General features: G+C 35.8%; 17 protein-coding genes and 1 other annotated feature. Of the genes, 4 read left to right on the forward strand and 13 right to left on the reverse strand.

From position 1 onward, the window contains the following. Positions 1–301 precede the first annotated feature (301 nt). The gene (locus BR72_RS06795; protein WP_035431290.1) at positions 302–679 is read left to right on the forward strand and encodes a PH domain-containing protein; all 378 of its coding nucleotides are present in this window, start codon (positions 302–304) and stop codon (positions 677–679) included. A 174-nt stretch (positions 680–853) separates the two neighbouring features. Here BR72_RS06795 and BR72_RS06800 read toward each other — a convergent pair whose 3' ends face one another. Next, a complete protein-coding gene (locus BR72_RS06800) occupies positions 854–2,527 on the reverse strand; it encodes a ribonuclease J (RefSeq protein WP_035431293.1) in 1,674 nt (557 codons plus the stop codon). A 300-nt stretch (positions 2,528–2,827) separates the two neighbouring features. On the opposite strand from BR72_RS06800, the gene BR72_RS06805 reads away from it, so the two are divergent. Continuing rightward, positions 2,828–4,021, forward strand: coding sequence for a bacillibactin exporter BcbE (locus BR72_RS06805; protein ID WP_051957242.1), 1,194 nt, complete (start codon positions 2,828–2,830; stop codon positions 4,019–4,021). 78 nt (positions 4,022–4,099) lie between these two features. Here the strand turns inward: BR72_RS06805 and BR72_RS06810 are convergent, their stop codons facing one another. The 5 genes from BR72_RS06810 to BR72_RS06830 form a co-directional block, all read right to left on the reverse strand. Beyond that, positions 4,100–4,969, reverse strand: coding sequence for a pentapeptide repeat-containing protein (locus tag BR72_RS06810; protein WP_231559680.1), 870 nt, complete (start codon positions 4,967–4,969; stop codon positions 4,100–4,102). A 126-nt stretch (positions 4,970–5,095) separates the two neighbouring features. Then, positions 5,096–5,614, reverse strand: coding sequence for a YfiT family bacillithiol transferase (locus BR72_RS06815; RefSeq protein ID WP_035431298.1), 519 nt, complete (start codon positions 5,612–5,614; stop codon positions 5,096–5,098). A 24-nt stretch (positions 5,615–5,638) separates the two neighbouring features. After that, positions 5,639–6,139: a GNAT family N-acetyltransferase gene (locus BR72_RS06820; RefSeq protein ID WP_035431300.1), complete on the reverse strand. Its 501-nt coding sequence runs from the start codon at positions 6,137–6,139 to the stop codon at positions 5,639–5,641. Between the two features lie 77 nt (positions 6,140–6,216). Beyond that, complete coding sequence (locus BR72_RS06825) at positions 6,217–7,536, reverse strand: NAD(P)/FAD-dependent oxidoreductase (protein WP_035431302.1); 1,320 nt, start codon at positions 7,534–7,536, stop codon at positions 6,217–6,219. 227 nt (positions 7,537–7,763) lie between these two features. Further along, on the reverse strand, positions 7,764–8,543 hold the full coding sequence (locus BR72_RS06830; RefSeq protein ID WP_035431305.1) for an undecaprenyl-diphosphate phosphatase: 780 nt from the start codon (positions 8,541–8,543) through the stop codon (positions 7,764–7,766). Positions 8,544–8,749: 206 nt separating this feature from the next. Between BR72_RS06830 and BR72_RS06835 the strand changes: the two genes are divergently transcribed. Continuing rightward, a complete protein-coding gene (locus BR72_RS06835) occupies positions 8,750–9,016 on the forward strand; it encodes a hypothetical protein (RefSeq protein ID WP_035431306.1) in 267 nt (88 codons plus the stop codon). Between the two features lie 404 nt (positions 9,017–9,420). Here the strand turns inward: BR72_RS06835 and BR72_RS06840 are convergent, their stop codons facing one another. The 3 genes from BR72_RS06840 to proB form a co-directional block, all read right to left on the reverse strand. Continuing rightward, complete coding sequence (locus BR72_RS06840; protein ID WP_035431308.1) at positions 9,421–9,795, reverse strand: nucleotide excision repair endonuclease; 375 nt, start codon at positions 9,793–9,795, stop codon at positions 9,421–9,423. A 228-nt stretch (positions 9,796–10,023) separates the two neighbouring features. Then, positions 10,024–11,271, reverse strand: coding sequence for a glutamate-5-semialdehyde dehydrogenase (locus BR72_RS06845; protein ID WP_035431310.1), 1,248 nt, complete (start codon positions 11,269–11,271; stop codon positions 10,024–10,026). Positions 11,272–11,400: 129 nt separating this feature from the next. Continuing rightward, complete coding sequence (proB, locus tag BR72_RS06850; protein WP_035431312.1) at positions 11,401–12,504, reverse strand: glutamate 5-kinase; 1,104 nt, start codon at positions 12,502–12,504, stop codon at positions 11,401–11,403. Between the two features lie 171 nt (positions 12,505–12,675). After that, positions 12,676–12,886: a binding site (T-box leader), on the reverse strand. Positions 12,887–13,156: 270 nt separating this feature from the next. Here proB and proC point away from each other — a divergent pair. Next, the gene (gene proC, locus BR72_RS06855) at positions 13,157–13,975 is read left to right on the forward strand and encodes a pyrroline-5-carboxylate reductase (RefSeq protein WP_035431315.1); all 819 of its coding nucleotides are present in this window, start codon (positions 13,157–13,159) and stop codon (positions 13,973–13,975) included. 645 nt (positions 13,976–14,620) lie between these two features. Here the strand turns inward: proC and BR72_RS06860 are convergent. From BR72_RS06860 to BR72_RS06875, 4 genes are all read right to left on the reverse strand, one after another. Beyond that, entirely contained in the window at positions 14,621–15,748 is a 1,128-nt protein-coding gene (locus BR72_RS06860) for an NAD(P)/FAD-dependent oxidoreductase (protein WP_035431316.1), read from the reverse strand. Positions 15,749–15,919: 171 nt separating this feature from the next. Further along, positions 15,920–17,215 carry an MFS transporter gene (locus BR72_RS06865; protein ID WP_035431317.1) on the reverse strand — a complete coding sequence of 432 codons (1,296 nt, stop codon included), beginning with the start codon at positions 17,213–17,215 and terminating at the stop codon, positions 15,920–15,922. A gap of 117 nt (positions 17,216–17,332) precedes the next feature. After that, complete coding sequence (locus BR72_RS06870) at positions 17,333–18,550, reverse strand: MerR family transcriptional regulator (protein ID WP_035431318.1); 1,218 nt, start codon at positions 18,548–18,550, stop codon at positions 17,333–17,335. A 61-nt stretch (positions 18,551–18,611) separates the two neighbouring features. Next, the gene (locus BR72_RS06875; RefSeq protein ID WP_035431320.1) at positions 18,612–20,090 is read right to left on the reverse strand and encodes an amidase family protein; all 1,479 of its coding nucleotides are present in this window, start codon (positions 20,088–20,090) and stop codon (positions 18,612–18,614) included. Positions 20,091–20,193 lie beyond the last annotated feature (103 nt).

Here is a 20,193-nt window from a genome sequence, read left to right on the forward strand (position 1 = left end):
TATTAATAACTGGGGCATCTCAGTTACTGCAATTCACCCTGGACAACTAAAAACAGCAATGGCTGCACATGACGCTGATACACCTTCATTTCAAGGGGCGAATAATATATATTTATGGATTTTAAACAATGAACAAGAGAGTTCCGGAAAATTTATTCAACCTTATGTTGGAGAATTAAACTGGTAATAATATTGTCTTTTCGTATAAAACCTTATACAAAAAAGTAAGAAGTGTATCTTCTCTCCATATAAAACAGCATGGTAAAATAAGAATTGATTATTCCTAAAGGAGGAATTCATAATGAGTTTATTTAGCGGTTTTTTAGGAAATGCATCTGATGCAGATATAAGTAGCGTAGAACGTGATCTACAAGCGATTATGTTAGACGATGAGCAAGTAGAACACGCTTATAAATTAATTCGCGATTTAATCGTATTTACAAATCGTCGTCTGATTTTAGTAGATAAGCAAGGTATGACTGGTAAAAAAACGGAATATCATTCTATTCCATATAAAAGTATTACACAATTTAGCATCGAAACAGCTGGTCACTTTGATTTAGATGCTGAATTAAAAATTTGGGTATCAAGTATGTCTACTCCGATTACGAAAGAATTTAGAAAAGACGATAGTATTTACAGCATTCAAAAGGCGCTCGTAGCATATACAACGAAATAACGTTTTTGTATTTTTATACAAAACAAAAAGTATTAACCCCGTTATTTTTGGAACAACATACAATATATTTGATTAAAAATACAAAAACAGACTTTTCTATGATAGTCTGTTTTTGTATTCCATCATCTTAATCTATCCCTTTAAGTGAAATAAAATTACACTACTTAATTTCGTCTAAACTTCAATGATTATCGGCAGAATCATCGGTTTTCTTTTTGTCTGTTCGTATAAAAATCGCCCAAGTGTTTCTCTTGTCTGCTTTTTTACAACATTCCAATTGTTAATGTCCTTCTTTTGTAAATTGTGGATGGTTGTTGTAACTAATTGATTAATTTTCTTCATGAAGTCTTCCGAATCACGCATATATACAAATCCACGTGAAATAATGTCTGGACTAGAAATCATTTTCCCCTCTGTTTTACTAAGAGTTATGACTATAACAAGCATACCGTCCTCAGCAAGCTGTTTGCGGTCACGCAAAATAATATTTCCGACATCTCCAATACCTAATCCATCTACATATACATTTCCTGCAGGTATTCGTCTAGTTTGATAAGCCACTTGATTTCTTATGTCAACAACATCCCCGTTATTCATAACATAAATGTTGTCTTTCTCAACACCGACAGATTCCGCTAAAAGACGATGATGATGCAACATTCTAAATTCACCATGAATTGGAATGAAATATTTCGGTTTCATTAATGTAAGCATTAACTTTAGTTCTTCTTGATAAGCGTGTCCAGAAACGTGCATCCCTGTTGAACTCCCTGATCCATAAATCACATTAGCCCCTAATAAAAATAAGTTGTCTACAATTCGTGATACACTACGTTCATTTCCTGGTATAGGAGTCGCAGCGATAATAACCGTATCTTCGGGAAGGATATCTACCTGTCTATAACTTCCGCTAGCTAAACGGGCTAAAGCGGCCATCGGCTCACCTTGGCTACCCGTACAAAGAATCGCTACCTTTTCTGGCTCCATTTGATTAATTTCATGCGCTTCAATTAACATTCCCTCTGGAATATTCAAATATCCTTGTTCTAATGCAACTGTTACGACGTTTACCATACTCCTTCCGAGCAAAGCAAGCTTTCGATTTGTTTTAATAGCAGCATCTACCACTTGTTGTACGCGATTAACATTAGAAGCAAAGGTAGAAAGTATAACTTTTCTAGAAGCTTTGAAAAATGCTTCTTCAATATGGTTACCTACCAACCGTTCCGACGGAGTAAATCCAGAGCGCTCTGCATTTGTACTTTCAGATAGTAAAGCTAAAACACCGCTTTCGCCTATTTTCGCCATTTTATGAATATCAGGATATTGATTATTAATAGGAGTCAAATCAAACTTAAAGTCTCCTGTATGCACCACCGTACCTTCAGGTGTATGAAAAGCAATGCCAAGACAATCGGGAATGCTGTGATTCGTTTTGAAAAAAGACAGGCTTATTTGGCCAAGTTCAATTAACGATTCAGAGTCAATAACAAATAAATCAGTTACGTGTTTTAATCCATGTTCTTTTAATTTAACTTCAATTAAACCTAGCGTTAAACGTGTTGCATAAATTGGTACATTCAATTGTTTTAATAAATATGGTATACCGCCAATATGATCTTCGTGTCCATGAGTTACAACTAATGCTCGGACCTTATCTTTATTTTCCTGCAAGTATGTAATATCTGGGATAATTAAATCAATTCCTAATAAACTTTCATCAGGGAATTTCGAACCACAATCAATTATGACGATATCATCTGCGTATTGTACTACATACATATTTTTTCCTATTTCATTTACACCACCTAAAGCAAAAATAGATAGTGTATTTTCTGCTGTATCCAAAATCAAAATCCTCCTTTTACACGTTATAAAAAATACGGATTTCCTTATTATGATTAACCCAACTAAGTCAATGTTATTCTAATTTATCGTGAATCAATAATTGACTTTTCTTTTGTTAATTAATCAGATGAACTGTTTGAAAAAGCTTAAATAATGAGTTTTTATTTCAAACCAACAATTTGCATACAGATTTAATAAAAGGTAAATAATTTTAATTAAATTGAATCATTTATTTTTGCAGCACATGTGTAGATTTTTAAAGACTACATGCATTTGATTAAGGAGTGAGTACTTATAAATATAGATCGAAAGGACAAATGGAGTTTATGGGCTCTTTCATCTGTGCCATTAGTTATGACACTTGGAAACTCCATGTTAATTCCAGTCCTTCCATTAATCGAAAAAAAATTGAATATTACTGACTTACAAGTATCTCTTATTATTACCATTTATTCCATCGTCGCTATTGTTTTGATTCCTGTAGCTGGATATTTGTCTGATAAATGGGGAAGAAAAAAAGTAATTATTCCTAGCCTATTTATAGCAGCTATTGGGGGCGCTCTTACTGGTTGGGTATCATGGAAGGTAGACAATCCTTATACGTGGATTTTAATCGGAAGAATCATTCAAGGAATTGGTTCAGCTGGTGCCATGCCTGTTGTTATTCCCTGTGTAGGTGATATGTTTCAAGATGAAGAACAAGTCAGTTCTGGTCTAGGACTCGTGGAAACATCCAATACATTAGGGAAAGTTTTAAGCCCAATTTTAGGCTCTTTATTAGCTTCATTTGTCTGGTTTCTGCCTTTTTGGTTTATCCCTATTTTGTGCATCGTTTCAATTGTTTTAATTATATTTCTTGTTAAACCACCGGAACACACTAAAGAAGCACCTCCATTAAAAGTCTTTTTAAAAAATGTAAAAGGTATCTTAATGGAAAAAGGACGTTGGCTACTTCCTATTTTTTTACTGGGTGGCATTATAATGTTTATTTTATTTGGTATTCTTTTTTATTTGTCCTCACTTTTAGAAAAACGCTATCACTTAGAAGGCGTGTGGAAAGGTCTTGTACTAGCAATTCCTTTAGCTTCTCTCTCCCTTACTTCTTATATAACGGGAAAAAAGATTGGAGATAAAAAAGGTGTTATGAAATGGTGTATATGTATTGGATTTTTCTTATTAGGAATAACATTAACAATTCCGATATTCTTTAAAAGTATTTATATTATTATCATTAGTCTTGTGATAAGTGGTATCGGAATCGGAGTGGCTCTTCCAAGCCTAGATGCTTTAGTAACAGAAGGTGTAGAAAAAGAACAAAGGGGATCTATCACATCTCTTTATAGTTCGATGCGTTTTGTAGGTGTAGCGGCTGGTCCGCCTTTATTTGCTTTATTAATGAAGGGACCAGATAATTATATCTTCTATCTTTCCATTTCCCTTGCTCTTTTAGGAGCTATATTAGCTCTTAAATTTATTAAACCGGAACATAATTAAATAACCAAAGTTCCGCTGTGAAACGGAGCTTTGGTTATTTATATCCTCGTTTTCATTTGTTCAATTCGTTTATTTGTCTTAATTAGACCAATGCGCTGGACGAGTAAGCATACGAGGTAATTTTGTACGAGCATCTCCCTTTGCCGAGTTAATCTGCACTTGAGTAAGAAAGATACTTCCTGTGAGATCTGCTCCACTAAGATCAGCATCTCGTAAATCCGCACCGATTAAGTCAGCTGCTCGCAAATCTGCACCGCGAAGGTTAGCAGCAATCAAGTACGCTCCCCTTAAATTAGCTCCTCTAAAGTCTACTCCTTTAAGATTAGCGCCCATTAGAATAGCACTTCGATGATTGATTCGCTTGTTTTTTTGAGAACCCTTACGCTGGCGTCGTGATTCCATCCACACGAGTTCACTTGTCTGTAAAAGTAACTCATTTACATTCGTTCGGTGTGACGGAACATTTAGTTCTAAAAGGAAATCAGGACTAAGTTGCGAAAGTCGTTCCAGTTCGTCAAGCGCACGTCTCAGCTCGCTGTGAATCGAATGGGTCGCTTCCAACTTTAAAGCTTCCGTCAAATACGAGAGCATTTCATGAAGTTGCTGCATTATCGGGAACACAGCAAACATTTTCTTTTTCGTATCGGTACTTTCTTTCCAATCAACGCCCTCAAAAGTCACTTGTGAAACCTTTTGACCTGCTCCGAAACATTCAAAAACTGTACATCCCTTAAACCCTTTTTCTCTAAGATTTTTATGAATACCGCACCGAAAATCCAATTTAAGGTTTTTGCATGGCGTTCCACCGTCTTTATCAATTGCAAAATCTGCGGAAGCAGCAAAAGGCAGTGCAACGCAACATAAACCGAAACAATTTTCGCAGTCAGCGCGCAAACTATGAAAACGAATATCATGCTTTATATTTGGATCATTATGTTTCTCAAACAATGTGTGCATCCCCTTTGTTTCCATGTGTCTTACATGAATGAATACCTACACTTTTGCTTCAATTGGTTACCACAATCGTTATAGTATAAAAAATTCCAAATGACTAATTTACAGTCTCTTTAACTATTACCATCCTAATCGATTACGAAGAGAAGTAATGTGTGCTGTATGATGCCGGCCGTGCCATGCATAAAGCCCAATCGTTACATCTAATTTATTAGCCCCTGATTCAGGGTGATGGAACGTCTTTTCAAAATCACTAGATTTCATTGCTTTTAGCAAAGTAACCCATCTCTTATGTAACGATTCTAAAAGTGCTAAAGATATATCTACTGGAAGTTCAGAATCCGGAAGATCTGCCCATTTCTCTTCCATATATGGTTTTATCGTTGGATTATGTTCTGTCAGCGCCAATTTAAAACGAATATAACTATTCATATGACTATCGGCAATGTGATGAACAACTTGACGCACTGTCCATCCATCAGGACGATATGGCGTTTCTAGCTGATTTTCATCTAAATCTTTTATTGCCTGCGTTAATTCATTTGGAAGGTCTTCAATTTGTCTTATCCAATTTTCAATCGTTTCTTGTGTAACCGTTTCATCATAAGTGAAATGACCAATCGGGTAACGTAAGTCCATAAATGTATCCTTCTCCTTTTTGTATTAATTAGTATATTTCCAAACATAATGAATAAAATCAGTTTGATCTATGTTTGTATCCATTGGAATACGTGAAAAATAACTCTTTTCTAATACTTTTTGAGAAGCAATATTATCCATTGTTGTTTTCGCATGAATTTCCGTAACGTGATAATTTTCAGCTTCCTCTAAAAGGAGTTTTACACTTTTAGTAGCAATACCTCTTCCAACATATTTTTCTCCTATTCTATATCCAAGATAACCCAATTCTTTATCTTTCTCAATGTCTACTAAATTAATTCGACCAACAATTGTTCCTTCATGATTCCTTATGAGATGAAAATATGAAATACCTTCAAATTGCTCTTGCAATAATTCATAAAATATCTTTTGAAACGTTTCAAATATATAGTAATCCTCACCGCGGCTTGGCACCGTCTTTTCAAAGAAATCTCTGTTACTACATTCAAAAGCAAATAATTCTTCTGCATCTTGTTCCTTTAACTTTTCTATATAGAGTTCCATACGCTAATCATCCCTTTTCAAAATCTATCAACTATATACATTTTGCTATTTATTCATAAAATCCTGCTAGTGAAAGTCTATTTCCTTCGATTTGTAAATACAGCAAACAATACTTTTGGATGAAAAAGGTGTAAAGGGCCACGAATGAGATTCATAACTCGAACTAATCGAATATAAACTTCTGAATTGCTTGCGGAAAGTTGATATATTTTTTTCGTATACCACTGTTGAAAAGGCTGCATAATAGGTTTACTTCCTTTAATCTTTGGATGACGAGATGATTCTGTAGTAGTCATATCCCATGGCGTTGCAATAATCTTGGCTATTCGCTTATAAAATTTTCTAGTAAATCCTTTTTCTAGCGGATTTCCTTGCTGCAGGCATAACTGTAATTCTACTGCTTCCATTGCCGCGACAGAAATTCCTTGCCCAAACACAGGATCAAAACGGCAATGAGCATCTCCAATGACTAAGAAACCTTCGGGAATATTTCTCGCTAAATCAAAACGTCGCCGCACTTGACAAGGAATCTTATGTATTTTTATATCTGTAATCGATTCTGCTTGTGTAAGAAAACCAAGCACATCTGGAATAGGTAATTTATGTGCAAAGATAAGAAATTCTTTATCAGTTTGTGGTGCAGTCTCATTGGCGTAACCACTAAACGTAACTAAATAACGATTATCTTCAATGGTTTGAATAAATGCACCATATGGGTTTTCTGGAAAACTAGGAGAAACAAGTAAATTACACCAGTCAGGACGTTCTTTATGCTTTAGACAAACTAATTTCGTTGCATAAAATAACTGAATCCATACTTTTTCTTCTTTCACCCCTATACCATGTGTTTGTAACCAATCTATATTTTTAGAACCAAATCCGCTTGCATCAACAACTACATTTACATGAAGTTCCTCTTCTTTTCCTGTTTTCAAACATTGTATTTTCACTCCGAGAATTTTGTTCTGCTGCTGATCTATTAGCAATTGTTTCACCTTTGTTTCATATTTCGTGCTAATATTAGTAACTTCACTGATTCTTCTTTGCAAATGCCACTCGAGCATCGGCCGACTCTGTTGGACCATTTTCAATTCTCCAACAAAAGGTTTCTTCCATAAACCAAAATGATGCCACCTTAAATCCCCCGTAAAGTTATTTACAATACTTCCATCTTCAATTAATTGCTCCGAAATGCCAGGAAATAATTTCTCAATTGCTTCTTCTCCACCCTTTAATAAAACATGGGGATGATAACTTTGCGGAACTCTCTTTCTAGGAGTCTTTTCTGTCCATTCTTCTCCCATTTCTAAAACGATTACTTGCTGAAAATAATGTGATAAAGCTTTTGCAGCAAGTTTTCCAGCAATGCTTCCTCCGATTACAATTGCAGTCTCCAAAACAATCCCTCCTGAATTTTTCACCTATTTTACTATGTATGTTAAAACTTATAACAAACTAAAAAAATCCTGTATCATAACGATAATACAAGATTTTGATTTTCAGTGATGTATTCATTCATTTTTATCCTTCATAACGAGGACTGCGTACGTAATTAATCCATAGACAATTCCGGCAAAAATCCTCCATAAAATAAACGCTCATATTTTTTCATAATCTTTCACCCTTAAAAGACACCAGAAAATTGTAAAGTAAGAATTAAAATGCCAAGAGCCCATACATAATACGCAAACATTTTAAGAGAATGATGTTTTAAATATTGAATCATCCAGGTAACTGCAATATATCCAAAAAACGCTGCCGATAGCGTACCAACGATAAGTGACGTATTAGAAATTGCTTCAGCTTTCCCTTGGAAAACATCAAATGACTGTAAAATAATTGCTCCAACAATTGCAGGTGTCGATAATAAAAAGGAGAAATAAGCTGCTGTTTCACGGTCTAACTTTCTCCATAACGCAGCAACAATCGTCATCCCCGACCTTGAAATTGCAGGGAAAATCGCAACAGCTTGAAATGAACCGATAATAAATGCGTCTTTATATGTAATATCGTCCATCTTCTTCCGTCCGCTTTTTTGTTTCTCTGCCATGTATAAGAATAAACCCGTCACTAAAAATTCCCATCCGACTGTAATACCCGTTTTTGAAATTTCTTCAAAGAAATCTTTAAACAATAAACCAATTACCACTGCAGGAATTGTTCCGATCATTAATAAATACGTTAACTTTGAGAATGGATTTTTGATTAAATACAGAAATTCTTTTTTATAGTAAATAAAAACTGCTATTAACGTCCCTATATGAAGCATCGTATCTAAAAAAAGACCTGCCTCATCTAAACCAAAAAGGTGTCTCCCTAAATACAAATGACCAGTACTGCTAATTGGCAAAAATTCCGTTAATCCTTGAATAATTCCTAAAATAAAGGCTTCTAACCAATTCATGATTGTCTCCTTTCAAGTTTGCTTGTACCAGTATATGTTTGTATTTTTTTGGTTATGTGAAGTTATCCAGTTTTAATAGATTCTCAATAAGGTAATAATAATTGGTAGGACTTTCTTTCTTTTTGAAGAATAAGTTAATATATGTGTATTGGTATTAAAAAAGAATAAAAAATGATTGCTTAACTTTATAAGGAGTTGAAATAAATTTGTGGTTTTTATTAGATATACTTAACTTTTCTATATATCTTCCTTTTTTTAAACCAAGTGAAGAAGACGTAACTAGAAACATAAATGAATTGAAGAAATATGAATGGTTTAAAGATTTATATAAAGATGAAAAGAATGCTCATCTTATAATATATGATTTAAAAGTAAGACGAAGTATTGGTAAATTTAATATAAAAAAAATTAATAAAGATAGTTATCAAAAATATTATCGAAAAAAACTTAATGGAATTTTGAAAAATAAATAATAAAAGATCAAGTTCAAATTCGAACAAATTGTCTAGTTCTGTGTTGACATACCAAAGTACTGACACAAAAACATTCATATGCTTTTTCCTAAGGGATTAAAATGTATAATACAATTTAATCCCTTAGGAAATTTAATATCTACAATAAATATGCAACCGTAATTTGCCCTTTGCCATTTGCTCTTGTTCACAAAGAATCTCTCCTGGTTGAAACTCACAAATAGTGAGCATGAAAATTCATTCCTCTAAAAAAACAAGAATCACATTGAAATAATCATCTAAACAAATGGATATATATCAATAAAAAATGACCTACACGATAATTCGAGCAGGTCATTTTTTATATATTATTTTACCGTTTTGTCCCCACCAAGAGAACCCGTTAGCATAAGGTTGAGCCCATTTTATTTAAAAAATACTTTATCTACATTATATTTCGCTTGTAACTCATTGATAATATAAGTTTCGTAAATTTCACGTTCCATCGGATCTTCTACGATACATGCATCAATTCGATATACTTCATCTCTATATGCTTTCATTGGTGAAACATTATCTTCAAAATGTTTTTTAATTCTTTGACGTAATTTACGTGCTTTTCCAACAAACAGAAGCTCATCATTTATATCAAAAAACATAAAAATGCCGCCTTTATCTCTTGGAATCATGTGAAAATCAATAAATCCATTAATTGGAGTAATTATCGGTTCATCACCTTTAATTACTTGTTTGCGCTGTGTAATCGTAACGTTTGGTGCTGGTATTTCAATTTTAATCACTATATGTCACGTCCTTTTTTTGTTATAAAGGAAAATAGTATCACAATTATGTAAAAAAAACCATTACAAGTTAAAACAAAAAAATTCTTAAGGTGATGGACATGTCGTGCCCCCCATGTCCATCAAGCTAAGTTTGAGTTTTTTAGAAACCACTTTAATACGAAAAAAGTGATAGAAACTAAAAGCGAAAATACAACAAGAGGAGCTTTGCAAATGTCCTTCTACTTCTTATTCCCGAATCTGCCCATTCCCACGAATCACATATTTTGTGGAAGTCAATGCAGGTAGTCCCATCGGTCCACGAGCGTGCAGCTTTTGCGTGCTGATACCAATTTCTGCGCCGAAGCCAAATTCAAAACCGTCAGTAAAGCGTGTCGAAGCATTATGATAGAGCGCTGCGGCATCGACGGATGTGAAAAATTTGCTGACATTTTCCTCGTTCTCTGTAATGATCGCTTCGGAATGCATGGAGCCATAAGTATTGATGTGGCGAATTGCTTCTTCAACAGAGGAAACGATTCTGACTGCCAACGTAAGAGATAAAAACTCTGTTTCCCAGTCTCCTTCTGAGGCGGGTATAAGAGAAGAATCAATTGCTAGTGCTTTCTTATCTCCGCGCAGTTCCACTCCTCTTCCCTTCAAAAAAGAAAACAGCTCGGCACCAAATCGCTGCGCCCAATTTTCATGAAGTATAATTGCTTCAATCGCATTACATACAGAAGGACGCTGTGTTTTAGCGTTTACGATCATATCGAATGCCATCTGTTTTTCCGCTGTTTCATCAATGAACATGTGACAATTTCCCGCACCTGTTTCCAATACAGGAACAGACGCTTCTCTCACTACAGTATCAATCAGTTGCTTGCCACCTCTTGGAATAAGAACATCCAAGTACTCGTTCAATGTAAACAGCTGCTTTGCGCTGTCTCGTGAATTATCTTCAATGAGCTGGACGCTTTCTGGAGGTAAGCTCGTTTGTTTGAGCGCACGATGAATGACAGCGACGATGGCTTTGTTGGAATAAGAAGCGGAAGAACTACCACGCAGGATCACTGCGTTACCTGTTTTCAAGCAAATTGTAGCCGCATCTACCGTCACGTTCGGCCGCGCCTCGTAAATCATTCCGACAACACCAAGCGGCACGCGCATTTCTTGAATAGACAATCCGTTCGGCCGTTCCCATGCAGCTACACATTCTCCGACAGGATCGCATAGATCAATCAGCTGCCGAATACCCTCTGTCATATCAATAATGCGCTGCTCATTCAGCATGAGGCGGTCAAGAAGAGAAGCGGACATTCCTTTCGCTTTCCCTTGTTCGATATCCCGTTTGTTCTCCTCCAAAATATAAGATGTCTCTACTATCAATTGCTCAGCGACAGCCGCCAGTGCCTTATTTTTTTCATCCGTCGATTTGGTCACAAGCTCTCCTGCAATCTGTTTCGCTTTTTGTCCCTTTGCTAACACTTCATTCATTTTCGTTTCCTCCTTTTAGAGATAAAAAGTATAAAATTTGATACGTGTCCAACTCCGCCAACTAGACACTACCATCCACGACTCTCCTGCATAGATTATTCTTCACTTGAACGATCCATCTCTCTATTCTTAAAATGAAATCCAATTATCCCTATGAATGACCTCGTAGCTATGCCTTTCACCTCGCGCTTGAATGTCGTGGCTCTGCATACCTTTTAGTTCTCGCAATTCCTCTGTACTATATCTGCACTGTCCTTTCCCTATTACGCGTCCCTCTTGTGTGATGACCTCCACTACTTCGCCGGCTTGAAAGATCCCAAGCACATCAGTAACACCGGCAGGCAGAAGACTTTTTCCACGCTGAATGATGGCAGTGGCTGCTCCGGCATCCACTTCAATTTGTCCGCTGACAAGCGAATGAAGCGCGATCCATTGTTTGTTCATCTTGATCACTTTTTGAGGCGCATTGCCGATATACGTTCCATCACCTTTCCCCTTCAACACATCTAAAAATTTCTCTTGTCCACGTCCGGTTCCGATGAATACACTCACACCGAGAGATAGTGCCGTCTTTGCTGCATCGATTTTCGATTTCATGCCGCCGGTACCAAGTTTTGAACCAGCATCTCCAGCAAGAAAAGTGATTTCTTCCGTAACTTCAGGTAGAAAGTAATACTTTTTCGCATCCGGATTTTTCTGGGGGTTCTGGTCATACAAACCGTTCACATCCGTAAAAATCATAAGCATATCCGCCGAGACAAGCCCGCTTACTAAAGCTGACAGCATGTCATTATCACCAAACGTCAGCTCCTCCAAAGAAATGGAATCGTTTTCGTTGATTATAGGAAGAGCGGAGCGGTTTAGTAGCTCCGATAAAGTGGCGTAGGCATTGCTGTATTGTTCTTTTCTGGAAAAATCGCTTCTTGTCAGCAGAAGCTGCGCGGTAACAATCTCATATTTGCGGAATTCCTCCGTATACGCCTGCATCAAAAGACTTTGTCCGACAGCGGCGGCAGCCTGCTTCCCCTTAATTGTCACAGGTCGGCCGGGGTACCCGAGAGCGGAAAAACCTGCGGCGACGGCCCCAGATGTAATCAGCACGATTTCATGTCCTTCCTGCTTCAGCCTTGCCAATGCGGCGACGTGATCTGAAAGCTGTTCGCTAGAGATACCGCCATGATTTGCTGCTAAGGAACTGCTTCCAATTTTTACGACTATTCGTTGTTTTTTCACTTTTGTACCTCCTAGTCTAAAATAAAAATTTTTTGTGAATTGTGCTACTTCTTTTTTTCAAATGGAGACAAACGATTCTTCTACCACGTGCACTTTGCAGCAAAGAACCCCTCACTAATGATGCCTATCTCGCAATAAAGAGCCAAATAAAAAAGACCGCCCCGTCCTTAAAAAAAGGACGAAACGGTCATTGTTCCGCGGTACCACCTTCATTGATATAAATCTATATCCGCTTGTCGCCTGTAACGCAGGCATACGCCTAAACTTTCGTCTAGGACTCAGGGATAGGTTCGATAATTTCTATACGAGGAATCTTTCAGCCTGCGAATTCCACTCTCTTACGTAAGAAGATATATGTACTAGTTCCCTTCAACGATTTTCACTTTAATTTTTATATAGTATGCAATATAACGCATTTTTATGTCAAGAGATATTTAAAAAGTAAGGAAGGTGACAAGTTTAATTCCGGTTAATAAGTAATTTCTATATATTTTTTGTATTGCAAAAAGTAACGTACTCTCTTAAAATGTTTTTTTATACTACTCTCGATATAGTTTATAATGTTTATTTCTTCTGTACGGGATATTATTTTTTCAGAATAATAATTTCAAGCCAATAAAATTTATAATAAAAGGAGCAAGAGCGAGTTATTATGAACAAACAAATAGGATTCATCGGATGCGGAAATATGGGTATCGCTATGATAGGTGGAATGATTAACAAAAATATAGTTTCTTCAGATAAGATAATTTGTTCAGATATAAGTGTCATTCATTTAAAAAATGCTAGTGAAAAATATGACATAACTACAACTACTGACAACAATGAAGTAGCTAACAATGCTGATATTTTAATTTTATCAATCAAACCAGACCTATACTCATCAGTAATTAACCAAATAAAAGAGCAGATAAAAAACGATGTAATAGTCGTAACGATTGCTGCTGGAAAAAGTATTAAGAGTACTGAGAATGCTTTCGGCAAAAAGTTAAAAGTTGTTAGAGTAATGCCAAATACACCTGCTCTTGTCGGAGAAGGAATGTCTGCGTTATGTGCGAATGAAATGGTTACAGAAAAAGATCTAGAAGACATACTAAATATATTTAATAGTTTTGGCCAAACAGAGATCGTAAATGAAAAATTAATGGATGTTGTAACATCTGTAAGTGGTTCTTCTCCAGCATATGTATATATGTTTATAGAAGCCATGGCAGATGCGGCTGTACTAGATGGTATGCCAAGAACTCAAGCATATAAGTTCGCAGCTCAAGCTGTATTAGGTTCTGCAAAAATGGTACTTGAAACAGGAATACATCCAGGCACACTTAAAGATATGGTTTGTTCTCCAGGTGGAACGACAATAGAAGCTGTAGCAACATTAGAGGAAAAAGGCTTACGAACAGCTATCATTTCAGCTATGAAACGTTGTACACAAAAATCTGTTGAAATGTCCAGTTTAACTAATAAGTAAGAAACTACGTTTAGGGGTACCGTTACATCCATCACTTTAAATTTTGTAACTACTCAGTCATTCTATGAAAAAAGGCAGAAAAGCATTTTTTTAAATGGTCGAGAAGGACTGGCTATGTATAGGAGCGGTCAAGGCCTTTTCCTGTCACGCGCAAAGTTTTAAAACAAAGAAAAGCAGCAAGGTGTGGAGGCACTGAAAAAGTGATTGTTTCGAAAAAATAAGACATATTTTATCAGTATATTGAAAGTGAAAAGGAGTCCATCACCTGTATATAGTAGGTGATGGACTCCTTTTTCAGTGGCCTCCTAGGTGTAGGTCCGTTTTTATCCCGCATTAACAAACAGTAAGCCCCCAACTTCAAGATTGAGAGAAAAACGAAGAAGATAGATGGGGGCAACTGCCCGTAAAAGCCCGATTGGTGAGAGCTTTCCATCAGTGAGAAAAGCGTCACTGATGAAAATTTCACTTTATCTTCATGGCAGCAATCTATATGCTGAAAAACGAAAATAACTTTCTCTAGGTAAGCGTATTTTCACTGGAATATTACCCCTTACCAAACTTCTAAATGAAATGTATGGCTGAGTCGTTACAATTATTTTATTTTTTAGGCTGATGGGCATGTAGCGCTATCCCTATATGTATTCTCTAATTCTTTAGTTGTTCAATTGCCCCTGCCACATCATAATAACTAAGATCCAGCTCAGTCGGTTCTCCAAGAGCAAGTTTCGCAAGTTCAGAACCTAGAAAAGGTCCTGCCGTTAACCCAGAAGCTCCAAGTCCATTGGCAACGAGTATGCCTTCAAAGTTAGGTAATTCACCAATTACCGGTAGAAATCCTGGTGTAAACGGTCTATATCCAACTCTCGTTTCCATCATCGTGCTATTCGATAAACCAGGAGCAACAGATAGTGCTTTATCAAAAACTTCATGTAATCCACCGGCTGTTACTCTGTAATCAAATCCAGTGTCATTTTCATGCGTTGCGCCTACTACTACACGGCCACCTTCAAAAGCAAGAATATATTGGTCATTTGGCGGCATTACAACTGGCCAATTGTCTGTATTCACGTCTGGTACATGAAGATGAACAATTTGCGCTTTCTGGAATGTAACTAAGAAATTAACGCCAAGAGGTTGTAATAACTCATTTGCCCACGCACCCGCAGTTATAATTACCTGGTCAGCTGTTAACGTTTCACCATTTACTTCAATACCAATAACTCGATTGTCTTCATGAACTAATGATGCATTTCCTTTCATATATACAGCACCATGTTTCTTTGCTGCATTTACAAGAGCCTGACGAAGTGCTCTACCGTTCACACGCGCAGCACCGCTAATATATACAGCACTATATTCTACTGATAATGGTGGGAAAAGCTCTTTTGTTTCAGCTGGTGATAAACGTGTAATTTCCCCAATCTCCGGAGCATCATCACGTCGTTTATACGCTCGTTCCTCCATCTGATCTAATTTTTTCTCTTCTGTATGGAGACTAATTGCACCTACACGTTTATAACCAGTATCTGTTTCACCATCTGCTTCTAATTGTTCAATTAAAGAAGCATAGTAACGAGCTCCACCTTTCGCCATTTGATACCAAGCTTTGTTCCGGCGCTGTGATAGCCAAGGACAGACAATTCCTGCTGCTGCATCCGTTGCCTGCCCTAAATCTTGACGATCAACCAATGTAACACGAGCTCCTTCTTTTGCAAGATGATAGGCAGTAGATGTTCCGAGAATCCCAGCCCCAACTACAATATACGTTTTCATTAATAACACCTTTTCCTTTTTCATTCTTTTATACGTTTCAGAAATTTGATCTATAAATGATCAAACACACTTTTACCTTTAAGATAAATTTCTTTATTCAGTATACTGGAAGAGGAGTTTTTTTCAACTATAACGCTGCTTTTATTACGCAATAATCCGCGCTATAACAAATTAAACACTTATATTTTTTGAAGTTAGTTCAAAGTTCTCCTTATTCATTGAACGCACATTTAATAGAAAGAATAACACGCCTCCTGCAATAGGCATGACATAAGAAGGAAGAATATTTAATAGAGCTCCTGATGAAATCATCGCTATAGGAAGCATGATTTTCGCGATACTAATGCCAATGCTTAGTACTCTACCTCTATATTCATCTGGAATCTCTTTTTGCATAAAATAAGCGAGAGGGATATCAATTAGCGCTATGAACAACCCAAACAAGAACAAGACAGCAATGAAATAACAGGTAAAAACGATAGAGTTCAATTGTAAGCTTTTCAGCATAACTGGAACTCCTAATAAAATCATAAGAATCGATAAAGCAATGCTAATATATTTTAAAAGAATGGAATAGGAAATTCTTTCTGTAATTTTCTTTACCAATAAAGCTCCTAGAATCATCCCCACTGGAAAAGCCCCTTGGATCATACCAAACTCTTTTGACCCTAGCTTTAGGACTGTATTAATCATATACGGTAATGGAACAGTCACAGAAAAGCCGAGAAAAAAATTAATTAATATTAAGATCATAAACATGCTTTTAATACTCTTTCTTTCAAATAGAAAGTTAAATCCATCTTTTATATCTCTAATCAAATGAATTTTCTCAGCCGAATGATCTTTATCTGATTGGGAATTAAAAAGCTTAAAATGAATAAACATCATCGATAGTCCGGAAAGGATAAAAGAAATTCCATTTATGATAATAAAAGTTCTCATATCAAAGATTGCAAAAACAATTCCGCCTAACATAGGTCCCATAATTGAAGAGATTGAGTCGATTATTTTACCAATGGAATTAATATTCATCAACATTTTTTCAGATACAATGTTTGGCTTCGCAGCTTCTAAACCTATTCCAAAGAAAGTAGTAAACACCGTCAAAAGGAAGGTAGTGACGTAAATGATGAGTAAATTCAATTCATATTTCATACATAATATATAAACCGAAACCAACAAGATTCCGCTAAGAAGATCCATACAAACGACTAACGTCTTTTTATTGACCTTATCCACAATCACCCCAGCAAACGGATTGATGATAACCATCGGAATAATTCCTAATATAAGAGTAACTGCAAAGCTTAATGCCGAGCCCGTCTGCTTTAAAACGTATAATCCTAACGCAAAGTTATAAATAGCTGTACCAAATATCGATACAGTTTTTCCTGTAGAATAAAGAAATAGGTTTTTCATTTCTTTTTTGTTCTTTTCATTACTTACACTCATTTGTAGTGCTTCCATTAATCCTCCACCTCACTTAACTTTTTATACAATAAGGTTAAGCTGCCGAGTGAACCCAATAGCAATAGGTATAATCCATAAATTTTTAAAGGAAAATGAAAAAAGATAGGGTTAACCCTATCTTTTACCAAAAAATGAATATGAATAAATTTCTTCCCCCTGCACAAAGAAATTTTCGTACTTTCCACCTCTATCAATATATTTTGAAGTCCTTTCCTCAAGAGCTATATACTCTAAACCGTTGATGTTTTCCTTAATTTTTCTAGCTATAAAGTTGTCTCTAAATCTAGCTTCGATTTTGCTTTTGATGCTAAAATTTTTAAAAGCAATATATGATCCCAATATGTAACAATTAGGCTTGAATAGAAAATCCACTTCACGAAGCAAAAACTCCTCATGTTCGAAGCTGTAATTACTAGTACCTGAATAATCAATCACGACATCGACAGAGTGATCCTGTAAAGGTATATGTAAGAAATCAGCGCAAATAAAGAGCATGTTTCTCTTTAAACCTGTTCTCTCTAATACACCTTTTAAAAGTCGATGCCGCTCTAAGTTGCGATCAACAGCAATATACAAGCAACTTTCCGGTAAATCCCGAAAAATATTTCGCAGAAAAAAACCAACTCCGGATCCTAACTCAAGTAATACTTTATTATTTAAGTCTAATTGACCGAGTTTCCTCTTTGACCATCCTCCAACTTTTTGGATATTTTCCAAATAAGCTGGATCAGTTTCATGTATATATTCAAGGACAAATTCTTCAAGATGGGGGCTAGTAGTTGCTTGACATGAATTACCAACCTTTAAAATACCTGATTCAACAAGATATTCTTCACCACAATCGCAAATTAACTTTCCTTCCATAATTTGATTTCTATGAATGATCCCATCTTGAATAATAAGTTTTTCGCTACACCTTAAACATTTCAGCAAATCAAGTACTTTTAAATCAATTCCCGTCATTAATCTTGAACCTTTAGATTTCGCTGATATTTCATCTAATTTCGTCTTTAAATTGTCCTTTATTTCTACTAAATTATTTATTTCCTGCTCAACCCGCTTATATTTATCCATAAATAAAGATTGATAGTACGAATCATGTTCATAATCCGTAAGTTCCCCAAAATTTTTATATAGAAAAAATTGTTTAATCTCGTTTAAACTAAAGCCCATCCCTTTAAATTCTAAAATAGTCTCTAAATCATTTTGACAGCGCTCATCAAAAAAATAATGCCCGCCCTTCTTTTCAGGTACAATCAATCCTAAGTCCATATAATGCCTAATTGTATCGATACTTAATTTATTGACTTCTCCAAATTTACCAATCTTCACTATATCACTACCCGTACATATTTTTTATTCATCAGTTCTGCTTTTCTTACATCAAAAACAACTATATTTTCTCTATAAAACTAGGAGGTTTCCGAAATCTTGTTGCTTGCTCAAAAGCATAAGCAATCTTAATTAAAGTCCCTTCAGTAAATGCCGTTCCAGCAAAAGTAATGCCAAATGGACGCCCGTTTTCCATATATCCTGCTGGTAAAGCAATTGATGGATAACCTGCTTTTGCAGAAAGAGTAGCTCCGGCATAGGCGGGGAATAAAATGGCATCTAGATTATATGTTTGAAGCGCAAAATCTATTCCTTCATTTTGTGAATAATAAAGATCTTCTAATCTCGCCATTATGTATTCCGAATTACTTAATGTATTTGGTAAAGACTCTCTATATTCAAGCATATTTTGTCCGTACTTTAATGCTGTATCACCAAGTTTATTATTAAATTCTATTAATTCATGATCATTATGAACAGGAGCCTGTGATGGTAGTTGATACAAATAATTTCCTAAACTATGTTTTATCTCATACGTTGGCACTTCATAACTCCATTTTCTATGAAAAGAAGGAATTTCAATATTCTCTATGACTTCTGCTCCCTCTTTTTTTAGAATGTGAATTACATTAAAGAATAATTTTTCATCGAACTCACCTGGTAGAAAATTCTCCTCAGAAACTTGCTGAAACACACCAATGCGCGCTCCCTTTAACCCACTCTTATCTAAAAATGCCGTATAATCTTGTACAGCATCTTCTTCACAGCGATAAGTTGCTGGGTCTAGTTCATCTTTGCCGCTCAGTACACTTAATAAAAGCGCAGCATCTTCTACAGTTCGAGCAATGGGCCCTGCGGTATCTTGTGAATACGTAAACGGAATGATGCCAGATCTACTAATAAGTCCAACAGTCGGTTTAATACCAACTACTGAATTTTGTATTGCTGGACTTAAAATAGAGGCATCAGTCTCTGTACCAACTGATAATACTGTAAAGTTTGCAGCAACTGCAGCAGCGGAACCAGAACTGGACCCACCTACAAAAAATTCTCCAGGACCATAAGGATTCAAAGTTTGACCTCCTCTTGCGCTATATCCAGCCCACATTTTTAGAGACATGCCATTAGCTAATTCTGTCATATTCGTTTTTCCTAAAATAATAGCTCCTGCGTCTCGAAGCTTTTTCACTAGAAACGCATCTTTTTGACTCACATGATTTTCTAAAGCAAGCATACCAGCACTTGTATGCATTTTATCTCCTGTTTCTATATTATCTTTCAATAAAACTGGAATCCCATGAAGAGGTCCTCGTTTTTCTTTTTTCTTTCGCTCATAATCCAATGATTCAGCAAGGAAAATCACATCCGGATTCATTTCAAGTATAGCGTTTATATTAGGTCCTGCTTTATCATACTTTGCAATTCGATACAAATAATACATAACAAGTTCTCTTGATGTTAACTTACCAGCTTCCATTGCTTCTTGAATCTTTGCAATCGTTAACTCTTCCCCATCTATATTAGATAACTGAAATTCCATAAAGTGAACCCCTTTTTAAGAAAATTATAACAATTTATTTCATCTATAATCTAGTAACAATCCCTTGTATGTATCTTTTTATCCTTCCCTCTGTACAAATATT

This window comes from Bacillus sp. UNC322MFChir4.1 (assembly GCF_000746135.1).
Taxonomy (GTDB): Bacteria; Bacillota; Bacilli; order Bacillales; family Bacillaceae_G; genus Bacillus_A.